We start from the raw sequence: 12,881 nt of genomic DNA, 5'->3' as shown, positions 1-12,881 counted from the left end.
GGCGCCCGGCTTGCGGCGATGCGGCTCACGCGACGCTGAAGCGCTATCGCCGGCAAGCCGGCTCCTGCAGGTTTGGGCGGGTCAGGCCAGCACCATGCGCTCCGCGCCTGCTTCCTTGGCATACTGCGCCACCACCTTCTGGCACAGCCCGACAATCTCCTCGACCAACTCCACCCCCACACGCCACGACACCACCACCTGCAGATTCGGCAGTTGCTGCGCCATCGGCAGCATCACCAGTTCGCCGCGCGCGAGTTCCTCAGTGACCAGCACCGGCGGCAGTGCGCCAATGCCGAAGCCATCACGCAACAACCGCGTGATCGCCGACACGGAGTTCACACAGTTCATCCTCGGCGCGGCCACGCCATTGGCTTGCATCAGGCTGAGAACATCCTGGTGCGGGTGGGAGTTTTTCGAATAGGTGATGATGCGCTCCTGGGCCAGTTCGGCCAGGGACGCGTAGTCGCGGTTGTAGATCGATTGGCTGGCGACGATCCACGCCATGGGGTGGCTGGCCAGTTCCAGGCTGCGCACTGTTTCCAGGCGCAGCAGGTCGGTTTGCAGGATCAAATCCAGAAAGCCTTTTTGCAGCTGATCGCTGAGGTTCAGCGCCGTATCGGCGACCAACTCGATTTCAACCAGCGGGAAATGGTCCATCAACTCGGCGACCAGCGGGCTCAGCCACGTGTGGATCACCGTGTCCATCGCGCCGATGCGGATGCGCCCGACCTTGCTGCTGGTGGTCTCCAGGGACTGCTTCAGGCCTTGCATGGTCACCATCATCTGCTCGGCATAATCGAGCACCTTCAGGCCTTCCGGGGTCAGGCTCACGCCCCGTGAGTCGCGCAGAAACAACTTCACGCCCAGCTCGCTTTCCAGCACGGCAATGCGGCTGGAAATCGAGGCCTGGGTGGTGAACAACTTCTCGGCGGTCAGCCGAAAGCTCTTGAGCTTGGCCACCCAGACGAAGGTTTCGAGGAACTTCAAATTCATGGGATCAACTTTTCTTATGCTTGGATCGGTTTTTATTAGTTGGACGCCGCACCGGGCCAGCGCCAAAAATCGAGTTATTCCACGATAAGCGTCGTAGGGGTGCCAGGACAAGTTGCGAGTTCTGTGTAAAAAATCCCACACTACAAAAAAACAAAGCCTACAGGAGCGACCACCGTGAGCCGCCTGCTATTGAATTGCGACATCGGCGAAAGCTTTGGCAACTGGACGATGGGTCTGGACGCCGAGGTCATGCCATTCATCGATTGCGCCAACGTGGCCTGTGGCTTCCATGCCGGCGACCCGAGCATCATGCGCAAGACCGTCGGCCTGGCGCTCAAGCACGGTGTGCAAGTGGGCGCGCACCCGGCGTATCAGGACGTGCAAGGGTTCGGTCGTCGCTCCATGGCCTACACGCCCGAAGAAATCCAGGACCTGCTGCATTACCAGATCGGCGCCCTCGACGGCATCTGCCGCGCCCAGGGTGGGCGGGTCAGCTACGTCAAGCCACACGGCGCGATGTACAACGACATGATGGCCAACCCGGTGCAGCTGCGCGCGGTGATCCAGGCCGTGGCCGCCTATGGCGACCTGCCACTGATGCTGCTGGCCACCCGCGACAACAGCGCGGCCCAGGCCCTGGGCGATGAATACGGGGTCATCCTGTGGTTCGAGGCCTTCGCCGACCGTGCCTACGACCCCAAGGGGCATCTGGTTTCGCGCCAATTGCCGGGTGCCGTGCACCATGATTCCGACACCATCGTCCAGCAGGCCCTGACCCTTTCCCGTGGCGAGGCCCTGAAGGCCAGCGATGGCAGCCCGCTGGTATTGCGGGCCAACACCCTGTGCGTGCATGGCGACAACGCCAGCTCGGTCGCCGCCGTGCAGCGCATTCGCGAGGCATTGAAGCCAGCATGAAGCCACGCATTGAAGTGGTGGCCATCGACGCGCTGATGGTGCGTCTGTTTGACGTGATTGCCGAAGCCAACATGCCGTGGATGCTCGCCGCCACCCAGCGCTTGCGCAGCGGTTTCGGGTCCGCGCTGGTCGACCTGGTGCCGTCCTACACCACGTTGATGGTGCATTACGACCTCACCGCGTTGAGCCCGTCCCAGGCCCGCGCGTTGATCGACGAAGCCCTGACTGACCTGCAACCCCAAGCCCAGGGCGGCGGCCAGTGCCATGTGCTGCCGGTGTGGTACGACCCGAGCGTCGGCCCTGAGCTGACATTGCTCGCCCAGCGCAGTGGCTTGGCTGTCGATGAAGTGATCCGTCGTCACAGTGCCCACCAATACCAGGTATTCGCCCTTGGCTTCGCCCCCGGTTTTGCCTTTATGGGGCTGGTCGACGAAATCCTCGCCACACCACGCCTGAGTACCCCGCGCAAACGCGTGGCGGCCGGCAGCGTCGGCATCGCCGAGCGGCAAACGGCCGCCTACCCGGTGGTATCTCCCGGCGGCTGGAACCTGATCGGCCGCACCCCGGCCAAGCTGTTCGACCGCGAACGCGACGGCTACAGCCTGATGCAACCCGGTGATACGGTGCGTTTTGAAGCCGTCGATCACGCGGAATTTATCCACCTGGGTGGCGATGACACGCCGTTGGAGGCGCAGGCATGAGCCGCTTGTTGATCGAGGCCAGCACGCCGCTGTGCCTGTTGCAGGACGCCGGCCGCTTTGGCGTGCGCCACCTGGGCGTGACCCAGGGCGGTGCGCTGGATTGGGTGTCGATGTCCTGGGCCAATTGGTTGCTGGGCAATGCGCTGGATGCGCCGGTGGTGGAAATCACCCTCGGCGGTTTTACCGTGCAGGCCGAGGAATATTGCCTGCTGGCCTTGGCCGGTGCGGACCTGGGTGCGTACATCGACGAACGCGCCATCAGCCCCGGCCGCAGTTTCATCCTGCAAAAGGGCCAGCGCCTGCGCTTTACCCAGCCTTTCAGCGGGGCCAGGGCCTACCTGGCGGCGCCGGGCGGCTTTGATGCGCCGCAGGTGCTGGGCAGTTGTGCCACGGTGGTGCGCGAGGAGTTGGGCGGGCTGGATGGCTTCGGCAGGGCGTTGCTCGAAGGCGCGCGGTTGAGCTATTCCGGGACCGGCGGTGCAATGAAAGTGCTGAGCGATTCAGTCCTGCCCGCCAAGGGGCCGCTGGACGTGATCGTCGGTGCACAGATCGGCCAGTTCAGCGGCCAGAGCCTGTTCGATGCCTTCAATACCGAATGGGCGCTGGACAGCCGCGCCGACCGCATGGGCATGCGCCTGTTGGGCACGCCGTTGCAGTACCAGGGGCCGTCATTGATTTCCGAAGGGATTCCGTTGGGGGCCATCCAGGTGCCACCGGATGGACAGCCGATTGTGTTGCTCAATGACCGGCAGACCATTGGCGGGTATCCACGCCTGGGCGCGTTGACGCCGTTGGCGCTGGCGCGACTGGCGCAGTGCCTGCCGGGGGAAAATGTCAGGTTGGCGCCGGTGGTGCAGGAGACGGCGCATCGGCAGCATGTGGCGTATCTGCGCAGGTTTACCGCGTAAAGAAAACTCCTACGGGAGTGCCAGCGTTTGTCGTCTTCGCTGCTTGAGTGCAGTCATGCAAATCTTGATAGGTCCATCCCCTAGTCAGGTTTTGCCATGCGCTATTTGAAGATATTTGCCCAAGATGTGTTCGATAACGATATTCCCGACGTGGTCTATCTGGAGTTCTATGACGACTCCCAAGCCCCCGCGCTTGTCCACCGGGCGACGGCGTTCGATATCACCGAAAACGGCAAGTTCGACTGGGTCATTACGGACGATCTCAATCAGGACGGTATTGTCGACGCCGTGGACCGGGAGATGGCCCTTGAGTTTGCCCAGCTGTTCCTGGCGTTCGAATGGTTCAGCCTCGACGAACCCTTCGACAAGTACCTGAAGGTATTTGCCGGGGACTTTGATAACAACGGGATTCCCGACACGGTGCGCTTGCACTTTCATCAAGGGGAAGGGGCGCCCCGAGATGAAACCATTGTCTATTCGGCGGCGGTGTACAGCGACGGTAATGGTCGGGGGAGCACTGTCTCGATCAACCAGGACGTCAACAATGATGGGAAAGTCGACCGTCAGGATTCGGAACTGGTCAAACAGTTCGCTGCGCTGTTCCTCAAGTTTGCCTGGATCGACAGCGAGCACTGCTGAGTGAAGTTGCCTGTAGCCGATACCATCGTCTACAGGCCTGCATCACTTGGACAGGAAGCGCATCCCTTCTTCCAGCCCGCGCAGCGTCAGCGGGTACATCTGGTCTTCGACCAACTCGCGCACAATCCCCGTCGATGCGGTATAGCCCCAGGTGTCTTTCGGGTACGGGTTTATCCAGATCAGCTTCTTGTACTTGGCCATGAAGCGCTGCATCCACACGTACCCTGGCTCTTCATTCCAATGCTCGACGCTGCCGCCGGCCTGGGTGATCTCATACGGCGCCATCGACGCGTCACCGATAAAGATCACTTTGTAGTCGGCGCCGTACTTGTGCAGCAGGTCCTGGGTGGAAGTGCGCTCCGAGGTGCGGCGCTGGTTGTTCTTCCAGACCGACTCGTACACGAAGTTGTGGAAGTAGAAGTACTCCAGGTGCTTGAACTCGGTCTTGCATGCCGAGAACAGTTCCTCGCAGATCTTCACATGGGCGTCCATCGAGCCGCCGATGTCGAACAGCAACAACAGCTTGATGGTGTTGCGCCGCTCCGGGCGCATCTGGATGTTCAGCAGCCCGGCGTCGCGGGCGGTGTGGTCGATGGTGCCGTCGATATCCAGCTCTTCGGCCGCACCCTGGCGCGCGAATTTGCGCAGGCGGCGCAGGGCGATCTTGATGTTGCGCGTGCCCAGTTCCACCTGGTCGTCGAGGTTCTTGTACTCGCGCTGGTCCCAGACCTTGACGGCCTTGCCCTGGCGTTTGCCGGCGTCGCCGACGCGAATGCCTTCCGGGTTGTAGCCGCCGGAGCCGAACGGGCTGGTACCGCCGGTGCCGATCCACTTATTGCCGCCGGCGTGGCGTTCCTTCTGTTCTTCCAGGCGTTGCTTGAACGCCTCGATCAGCTTGTCGAGGCCGCCGAGGGACTGGATCTGCGCGCGTTCCTCGTCGCTCAGCGAGCGTTCGAATTCCTTGCGCAGCCAGTCTTCGGGGATCAGCGCCTGCAGGTGGTCGTCGAGCTTTTCGAGGCCGTTGAAGTAGGCGCCGAAGGCTCGGTCGAACTTGTCGAAATGCCGTTCGTCCTTGACCAGGATCGTCCGGGCCAAGTAGTAGAACTCGTCCATGTCGGCGAAGGTCACGCGCTGTTTCAGCGCGTTGATCAGGTCGAGCAGCTCGCGCACCGAGACCGGCACCTTGGCTGCGCGCATTTCATTGAACAGGTTGAGCAACATTATCGATTACCGCGACGGCTCATGAATGCCAGACGTTCAAGCAGTTGCACGTCTTGCTCGTTCTTCACCAAGGCACCGGCCAGCGGCGGGATCGCCTTGGTGGGGTCGCGCTCGCGCAGCACCGCTTCGCCGATATTGTCGGCCATCAGCAGCTTGAGCCAGTCCACCAATTCGGAGGTGGAAGGTTTCTTCTTCAGGCCCGGCACCTTGCGCACATCGAAGAACACGTCCAGCGCTTCGCTGACGAGGTCCTTCTTGATGTCGGGGTAGTGCACATCGACGATCTTTTGCAGGGTGGTGCGGTCGGGGAAGGCGATGTAGTGGAAGAAGCAGCGGCGCAGGAAGGCGTCCGGGAGCTCTTTTTCATTGTTGGAGGTAATGATGATGATCGGGCGTTTCTTCGCCTTGATGGTCTCGTCGATTTCGTAGACGTAGAACTCCATCTTGTCGAGTTCCTGCAACAGGTCGTTGGGGAACTCGATGTCGGCCTTGTCGATTTCATCGATCAGCAGGATCACGCGCTCTTCGGACTCGAACGCCTCCCACAGCTTGCCTTTCTTCAGGTAGTTGCGCACGTCGTGCACCTTGTCCACGCCCAGTTGCGAGTCGCGCAGGCGGCTGACCGCGTCGTACTCATACAGGCCCTGGTGGGCCTTGGTGGTAGACTTGATGTGCCAGGTGATCAGCTTGGCACCGAAGGATTCGGCCAGTTGCTCGGCGAGCATGGTCTTGCCGGTGCCGGGCTCACCCTTGACCAGCAGCGGACGCTCCAGGGTAATGGCAGCGTTGACGGCCAGTTTCAGGTCATCGGTGGCAACGTAGGCCTGGGTGCCTTCGAACTTCATCGGTCATTCCTCGAATTCATCAATGCCCGGACTATACCGCGCGGCCCCGGCGACTGTGAACGCAGACGGGTTATTCAGTCTCTGAATGGCCGGTCAGGCTCAATCCGCCGATGGCTTGGGTTGTTCATAGCGCGCGTTGAATGCCTGGATGAAGCCATTGCGCAAAATCGCCAAAAACGCGGAGAACGCGCTGACATTCTGCTGATGCACGCTGCCACTCAGCTCCACGCGGGTGGCGAACTGGTTCTTGGCCTGGTTCTTCAGCACCGTCTCGCTGGCGCCGACTACGGCCTCCCAGATCGAGCGGAAGATGTTCTTGTCCTTGTTTTCGACGTCCTGTTGCCAATCGAAGACTTCCACATTGCGCATCAGCGGCTTGATGTAGCCGGTCAACTGGCCTTTTTCCGCCTGGGCCTCGATCACCACATCACCGGTACCGGCCTTGAAGTCGAACTTGCCGTACGCCGACGCGAAATCATTCATGCGGCGCAGTTGCAGGTCCCTGGCGCGAAAGCGGAATTCGAAGTCTTCGAAGTTGCTCAGCGGGTCAAACGTGGCGGTCGCTTCCAGGGGCGCCTGGCCTTGCAGCAGGGCCTTGCCGTCGAAGCGGGCATCGCGCTTGCCTTTGACGTCGACCACGTTGGTGAGGTTATAGAAGCTGGCGTTGACCGACGTGGCATTGATGTTCACCGGCGGTTTGGAGCTGAAGTTGTGGAAGGCGATCTTGCCGTCCTGGATGCGCACTTCGTTGAGGGTGATCGGCAGCAGTTTGCTCAATTGCGCGCGCCAGTCGGTGCCTTTACCGGTCTGGGACGCCTGCTTGTTGGCCCCGCCATCGACGAAATTGACCTCGGGATTGACGAACTGCACCTCAGCCACCACCGCATGGTCGTACCACAGCGAATGCCAGCTCACTGCCAGGTCGATCAACGGCGCCTTGACGAACGGTACCGGCACCTTGCCGTCGACCTTGACGATCTGCAGGCCGTTGATCCTGTACGCGCCGCGCCACAGGGCCACGTCCACGTCGGTGACCTGGCCACGGTAGTCGCCCATGTCGGCGAGTTTGTCATTCAAATAGTTGCGCACCAGGTAGGGCAGGGCCAGGTCGATAGCAACCAGCACCACCACCAGGGCGGCGAAGGTCCAGAGTGGCCAACTGTAGCGACGTCTCATGGTCAGGTTCTCCAACGGTATAGGCGATGGACCGCCCGGGTGGGCGCAACGTTCCTCTGACTGGACGCCTTGGTGGACGAGGCATACCCTTGTGACCTTCTTGAAATTGCCTTAAGGACCCGTCATGAGCCGCATCTTTGCAGACAACGCGCACTCCATCGGTAACACGCCCCTGGTCCAGATCAACCGCATCGCCCCGCGTGGCGTGACCATCCTGGCCAAGATCGAAGGGCGTAACCCGGGTTACTCGGTGAAGTGCCGCATTGGCGCAAACATGATCTGGGACGCCGAAAGCACCGGCAAACTCAAGCCGGGCATGACCATCGTCGAACCTACCTCCGGCAACACCGGTATCGGCCTGGCGTTCGTTGCCGCTGCCCGTGGCTACAAGCTGCTGCTGACCATGCCGGCGTCGATGAGTATCGAGCGCCGCAAGGTGCTCAAGGCCCTCGGCGCCGAGCTGGTGCTGACCGAGCCGGCCAAGGGCATGCCAGGGGCCATCGCCAAAGCCGCTGAAATCGTCGCCAGTGACCCGGCCCAGTACTTCATGCCAGGCCAGTTCGAAAACCCGGCCAACCCGGCGATCCACGAAAAAACCACCGGCCCGGAAATCTGGAATGACACCGATGGCGCCGTCGACGTGCTGGTCGCAGGCGTGGGCACCGGCGGCACGATCACCGGCGTGTCGCGCTATATCAAGAACACCGCGGGCAAGCCGATTCTGTCGGTGGCCGTGGAGCCGCTTGTATCGCCGGTGATCACCCAGGCCCTGGCCGGTGAAGAGATCAAGCCGAGTTCGCACAAGATCCAGGGCATTGGCGCCGGTTTTGTGCCGAAGAACCTGGATTTGTCGATGGTCGACCGCGTGGAGCTGGTGACCGACGAAGAGTCCAAGGCCATGGCCCTGCGCCTGATGCAGGAAGAAGGCATCCTCTGCGGAATCTCCTGCGGGGCGGCGATGGCCGTGGCCGTGCGTCTGGCGGAGAAGCCGGAAATGCAGGGCAAGACTATCGTAGTCATTTTGCCGGACTCCGGTGAGCGCTACCTGTCGAGCATGCTGTTCAGCGATTTGTTTACCGAGCAGGAAAACCAGGCTTGATGGTTGTTTTGTGGTGAGCAGGTTTGATGGGGTGAGCAGGCTTATTGTTGATTTGTCGTGAGCGCGCTTTTCGCTTCCTGTGGTGAGCGGGCTTGCCCCGCGTTGGGCTGCGAAGCGGCCCCAATCAATCCAGCGGGTTTTTGCAGGGAGGAACGCGGTGAATGGTTTCAGGGCCGCTTCGCGCCCCAACGCGGGGCAAGCCCGCTCACCACAATAAGCCCGCACTAGCCACAACAGGTTCGGCCACCACGGGAAGCCCAGTCACCATATGAGATCCGCTGCCCCACCCGCGTTGCTTGCAATGTTTGATTTGTGTCAGCCGGTCAGCTCGGGCCTTCTGCATAATGGCCCAACTGTTTATCATGGCCGGCTGCTACGTCTGCTGTTGGCCAGGCGCTTATTTCCAGGAGTTGCTGCATGACCTTTTCTTTGGCCGCCAAACTGTCGGTGCTGGCGTTGTTTATCGGCAGCACGCTGTATGTGCACCTGCGCGGCAAGGCCCGTTTGCCGATGTTGCGCCAGTTCGTCAACCATTCGGCGCTGTTCGCCCCGTATAACGCCCTGATGTACCTGTTCTCCGCCGTGCCGTCCAAGCCCTACCTGGACCGCAGCAAATTCCCGGAACTGGATGTGCTCAAGGACAACTGGGAAGTGATCCGCGAAGAGGCCATGCACCTGTTCGACGAGGGGTACATCCGCGCCGCCGAAAAGAACAACGACGCCGGGTTCGGTTCGTTCTTCAAGAAGGGCTGGAAGCGTTTCTACCTCAAGTGGTACGACAAACCCCTGCCATCGGCCGAGGCGCTGTGCCCGAAAACCGTGGCGCTGGTGAGCAGCATCCCCAACGTCAAGGGCGCGATGTTCGCGCTGTTGCCAGGCGGCAGCCACCTCAACCCCCACCGCGACCCGTTTGCCGGTTCGCTGCGCTATCACCTGGGCCTGTCCACGCCGAACTCCGACGACTGCCGCATCTTCGTCGATGGCCAGGTGTACGCCTGGCGCGACGGTGAAGACGTGATGTTCGACGAAACGTATGTGCACTGGGTGAAGAACGAGACGGAAAAGACCCGCGTCATCCTGTTCTGCGACATCGAGCGCCCCTTGAGCAACCGCCTGATGACCCGCGTCAACCGCTGGGTCAGCAAGCAACTGGGCCGCGCCACCGCGCCGCAGAACCTCGATGACGAGCGCGTCGGCGGCATCAACCAGGCGTACGCCTGGAGCAAGACCTTCAGCGACAAGTTCAGCGGTGTGGTCAAGCAGTGGAAGCGCAAGCATCCCAAGGCCTACCGCATTGCACGGCCGGTGCTGGCGGTAGTGGTGCTGGTGCTGTTGTGGAAGTGGTTGTTCGGCTGATCTCAAATGCGCTCGAAACTGTGGGAGCGGGCTTGCCCGCGAATGCGGAGTGTCAGTCGATACATTCTTGACTGATCCACCGCATTCGCGAGCAAGCCCGCTCCCACAGTTGGTTTTGCAGGGTTGCTTAAGAGGCGATCAATTGGCGCAGCACGTAGTGCAGGATGCCCCCCGCCTTGAAGTACTCCACCTCATTCAGCGTATCGATCCGGCACAGCACCTCGACCTTCTCGCTGCTGCCATCTTCCCGGGTAATCACCAGCGTCAGGTTCATGCGCGGCTCAATCTCGGCATCCGTCAGGCCGAGGATGTCGATCTTCTCCTTGCCGGTCAGCTTGAGTGACTTACGGTTCTGATCCAGCTTGAACTGCAGCGGCAGCACGCCCATGCCCACCAGGTTGGAGCGGTGGATGCGTTCGAAGCTCTCGGCGATCACCGCCTTGACGCCCAACAGGTTGGTACCCTTGGCCGCCCAGTCGCGGCTGGAGCCGGTGCCGTATTCCTGGCCAGCGATCACCACCAGCGGGGTGCCCGCTGCCTGGTATTTCATCGAGGCATCGTAGATCGGCATTTTCTCACCGGTAGGGATGTACTGCGTATTGCCGCCTTCCTCGCCGCCGAGCATTTCATTGCGGATCCGGATGTTGGCGAACGTGCCGCGCATCATCACTTCATGGTTGCCCCGACGTGAACCGTAGGAGTTGAAGTCACGCGGTTCCACGCCCTGCTCGCGCAGGTAGCGGCCGGCAGGGCTGTCGGTCTTGATGTTGCCGGCGGGGGAGATGTGGTCGGTGGTCACCGAATCACCGAGCAGGGCCAGCACGTTGGCGCCCTTGACGTCCTTGATCACCGGCAGCGGGCCGGCAATGTCGTCGAAGAACGGTGGGTGCTGGATGTAGGTGGAATCCTTCTGCCACACATACGTTGCCGCCTGCGGCACCTCGATCGCTTGCCACTGTTCGTCGCCGGCGAACACTTCGGCGTATTCCTTGTGGAACATACTCGTGCTGACCTGTGCTACCGCGTCGGCGATTTCCTGGCTGCTGGGCCAGATGTCCTTGAGGTACACCGGCTTGCCTTCCTGATCGTTACCCAGTGGTTCGCTGCTGATATCGATGCGCACAGTGCCGGCCAGTGCGTACGCAACCACCAGCGGTGGCGAGGCCAACCAGTTGGTTTTCACCAGCGGATGCACGCGGCCCTCGAAGTTGCGGTTGCCGGACAGCACCGAGGCGACGGCCAGGTCAGCTTTCTGGATGGCTTTTTCGATTGGCTCGGGCAAGGGGCCGGAGTTGCCGATACAGGTGGTGCAGCCGTAGCCGACCAGGTCGAAGCCCAGCTTGTCGAGGTAGTGGGTCAGGCCGGCTGCCTTGTAGTAGTCGGTGACCACTTTGGAGCCCGGCGCCAGCGAGGTTTTCACCCAGGGTTTGCGCGTCAGGCCCTTCTCCACGGCCTTTTTCGCCACCAGGCCGGCGGCCATCATCACGCTGGGGTTGGAGGTGTTGGTGCAGGAGGTAATCGCGGCGATCACCACCGCGCCGTTTTTCAGGCGGTAGGTCTGGCCGTCGTATTCGTAGTCGGTTTCGCCGACGAGGTCGGCATTGCCCACGGCGACACCGCCGCCGCCTTCACTTTCCAGGCGGCCTTCTTCCTTGTTGGTCGGTTTGAATTGCAGGTCGAGGAAGTCGCTGAAGGCCTGGCCGACATTCGGCAGCGACACACGGTCCTGCGGGCGTTTCGGTCCGGCCAGGCTGGCTTCGACACTGCCCATGTCCAGCGCCAGGCTGTCGGTGAACACCGGTTCCTGGCCAGCGTTGCGCCACAGGCCCTGGGCCTTGGTGTAGGCCTCGACCAGCTTGACGGTTTCTGCCGGACGCCCGGACAGGCGCAGGTAGTCCAGCGTCACCTCGTCCACCGGGAAAAAGCCGCAAGTGGCGCCGTATTCCGGGGCCATGTTGGCGATGGTCGCGCGGTCAGCCAGCGGCAGGTCGGCCAGGCCGTCGCCGTAGAACTCGACGAACTTACCCACCACGCCTTTCTTGCGCAGCATCTGGGTGACGGTCAGCACCAGGTCGGTGGCAGTAATACCTTCTTTCAATTTACCGGTGAGCTTGAAGCCGATCACTTCCGGGATCAGCATCGACACAGGCTGGCCGAGCATCGCTGCTTCCGCCTCGATACCGCCCACGCCCCAGCCGAGCACGCCTAGGCCGTTGATCATGGTGGTGTGCGAGTCGGTGCCCACCAGGGTGTCGGGGAACGCATAGGTGCGGCCGTCCTCATCTTTGGTCCACACGGTGCGGCCGAGGTATTCGAGGTTGACCTGGTGACAGATACCGGTGCCAGGCGGCACCACGCTGAAGTTGTCGAAGGCGCTCTGGCCCCAGCGCAGGAAGGCGTAGCGTTCGCCGTTGCGCTGCATCTCGATGTCGACGTTCTGCTCGAACGCACTGGTGGTGCCGAACTTGTCGACCATCACCGAGTGGTCGATGACCAGGTCCACGGGCGACAGCGGGTTGATGCGCTGCGGGTCGCCACCGGCCTTGGCCACGGCGGCGCGCATGGCGGCCAGGTCGACTACGGCGGGGACCCCGGTAAAGTCTTGCATCAATACTCGGGCGGGGCGGTACTGGATCTCGCGGTCGGACTTGCGCTCTTTGAGCCAGGCGGCGATGGCCTTCAGGTCGGCGCCGGTGACGGTCTTGTCGTCTTCCCAGCGCAGCAGGTTCTCCAGCAGCACTTTGAGGGACATCGGCAGCTTATCCAGGTCACCCAGGCTCTTGGCGGCTTCGGGCAGGCTGAAATAGTGGTAGGTTTTTGCGTCGATCTGCAGGGTCTTAAGGGTTCTCAGGCTATCAAGGGATGACATTACATGACTCCTTATGGTCCGCACGGCTACGGACCTGACGGGACGAACAGAGCTTTCAAACTAGCCCTGTTTTCAGTAGCTGGCTAATTACTGGACTCTATGGACAGAACCAAGGTTCCGAACTCGGCTATCATGCGCGCGTTTTCATGACAGGCCTTG

Annotated in this window: 11 protein-coding genes; 6 read left to right on the top strand and 5 right to left on the bottom strand. The window is 61.5% G+C overall.

Annotation, left to right across the window (positions count from 1 at the left end; all coding sequences use genetic code 11):
• Positions 1–81: 81 nt before the first annotated feature.
• A complete protein-coding gene (locus tag BBG20_RS08095; RefSeq protein ID WP_065902058.1) occupies positions 82–993 on the bottom strand; it encodes a LysR family transcriptional regulator in 912 nt (303 codons plus the stop codon).
• 174 nt (positions 994–1,167) lie between these two features.
• Between BBG20_RS08095 and BBG20_RS08090 the strand changes: the two genes are divergently transcribed.
• From BBG20_RS08090 to BBG20_RS08075, 4 genes are all read left to right on the top strand, one after another.
• Positions 1,168–1,908 (top strand): 5-oxoprolinase subunit PxpA, encoded by a 741-nt coding sequence (locus tag BBG20_RS08090; RefSeq protein WP_065902056.1) that lies wholly within the window; start codon positions 1,168–1,170, stop codon positions 1,906–1,908.
• Positions 1,905–2,609, top strand: a complete 705-nt coding sequence (gene pxpB / locus BBG20_RS08085) for a 5-oxoprolinase subunit PxpB (RefSeq protein WP_065902054.1) — start codon at positions 1,905–1,907, stop codon at positions 2,607–2,609. The genes BBG20_RS08090 and pxpB overlap by 4 nt, the downstream gene beginning before the upstream one ends.
• A complete protein-coding gene (locus tag BBG20_RS08080; protein ID WP_065902047.1) occupies positions 2,606–3,517 on the top strand; it encodes a 5-oxoprolinase subunit C family protein in 912 nt (303 codons plus the stop codon). Before pxpB ends, BBG20_RS08080 begins: the two co-directional genes overlap by 4 nt.
• A 96-nt stretch (positions 3,518–3,613) precedes the next feature.
• A complete protein-coding gene (locus BBG20_RS08075; RefSeq protein ID WP_065902045.1) occupies positions 3,614–4,156 on the top strand; it encodes a hypothetical protein in 543 nt (180 codons plus the stop codon).
• A 42-nt stretch (positions 4,157–4,198) separates the two neighbouring features.
• Here BBG20_RS08075 and BBG20_RS08070 read toward each other — a convergent pair whose 3' ends face one another.
• The 3 genes from BBG20_RS08070 to BBG20_RS08060 form a co-directional block, all read right to left on the bottom strand.
• Positions 4,199–5,377, bottom strand: a complete 1,179-nt coding sequence (locus BBG20_RS08070) for a vWA domain-containing protein (protein ID WP_065902043.1) — start codon at positions 5,375–5,377, stop codon at positions 4,199–4,201.
• Entirely contained in the window at positions 5,377–6,222 is an 846-nt protein-coding gene (locus BBG20_RS08065; RefSeq protein ID WP_003210690.1) for an AAA family ATPase, read from the bottom strand. The genes BBG20_RS08070 and BBG20_RS08065 overlap by 1 nt, the downstream gene beginning before the upstream one ends.
• 99 nt (positions 6,223–6,321) lie before the next feature.
• Positions 6,322–7,398, bottom strand: a complete 1,077-nt coding sequence (locus tag BBG20_RS08060) for a DUF748 domain-containing protein (RefSeq protein WP_065902041.1) — start codon at positions 7,396–7,398, stop codon at positions 6,322–6,324.
• A gap of 124 nt (positions 7,399–7,522) precedes the next feature.
• On the opposite strand from BBG20_RS08060, the gene cysK reads away from it, so the two are divergent.
• The gene (gene cysK, locus BBG20_RS08055) at positions 7,523–8,497 is read left to right on the top strand and encodes a cysteine synthase A (RefSeq protein WP_065902039.1); all 975 of its coding nucleotides are present in this window, start codon (positions 7,523–7,525) and stop codon (positions 8,495–8,497) included.
• A 417-nt stretch (positions 8,498–8,914) separates the two neighbouring features.
• On the top strand, positions 8,915–9,853 hold the full coding sequence (locus BBG20_RS08050; protein WP_065902037.1) for an aspartyl/asparaginyl beta-hydroxylase domain-containing protein: 939 nt from the start codon (positions 8,915–8,917) through the stop codon (positions 9,851–9,853).
• A gap of 127 nt (positions 9,854–9,980) precedes the next feature.
• Here the strand turns inward: BBG20_RS08050 and acnA are convergent, their stop codons facing one another.
• Complete coding sequence (gene acnA, locus BBG20_RS08045) at positions 9,981–12,722, bottom strand: aconitate hydratase AcnA (protein ID WP_065902035.1); 2,742 nt, start codon at positions 12,720–12,722, stop codon at positions 9,981–9,983.
• Positions 12,723–12,881: the final 159 nt, after the last annotated feature.

The sequence above is a fragment of the Pseudomonas aylmerensis genome (assembly GCF_001702265.1).
In the GTDB taxonomy this organism is placed as follows: Bacteria; Pseudomonadota; Gammaproteobacteria; order Pseudomonadales; family Pseudomonadaceae; genus Aquipseudomonas; species Aquipseudomonas aylmerensis.
This window is presented reverse-complemented; position numbering and strand designations above follow the sequence as displayed.

Bases quoted from the DNA above. Each gene is read 5' to 3' on its own strand.
- BBG20_RS08065 (WP_003210690.1), bottom strand. From the start codon at position 6,222: ATGAAGTTCGAAGGCACCCAGGCCTACGTTGCCACCGATGACCTGAAA.
- BBG20_RS08070 (WP_065902043.1), bottom strand. From the start codon at position 5,377: ATGTTGCTCAACCTGTTCAATGAAATGCGCGCAGCCAAGGTGCCGGTC.
- BBG20_RS08080 (WP_065902047.1), top strand. From the start codon at position 2,606: ATGAGCCGCTTGTTGATCGAGGCCAGCACGCCGCTGTGCCTGTTGCAG.
- BBG20_RS08075 (WP_065902045.1), top strand. From the start codon at position 3,614: ATGCGCTATTTGAAGATATTTGCCCAAGATGTGTTCGATAACGATATT.
- BBG20_RS08095 (WP_065902058.1), bottom strand. From the start codon at position 993: ATGAATTTGAAGTTCCTCGAAACCTTCGTCTGGGTGGCCAAGCTCAAG.
- BBG20_RS08060 (WP_065902041.1), bottom strand. From the start codon at position 7,398: ATGAGACGTCGCTACAGTTGGCCACTCTGGACCTTCGCCGCCCTGGTG.
- cysK (WP_065902039.1), top strand. From the start codon at position 7,523: ATGAGCCGCATCTTTGCAGACAACGCGCACTCCATCGGTAACACGCCC.
- BBG20_RS08050 (WP_065902037.1), top strand. From the start codon at position 8,915: ATGACCTTTTCTTTGGCCGCCAAACTGTCGGTGCTGGCGTTGTTTATC.
- acnA (WP_065902035.1), bottom strand. From the start codon at position 12,722: ATGTCATCCCTTGATAGCCTGAGAACCCTTAAGACCCTGCAGATCGAC.
- pxpB (WP_065902054.1), top strand. From the start codon at position 1,905: ATGAAGCCACGCATTGAAGTGGTGGCCATCGACGCGCTGATGGTGCGT.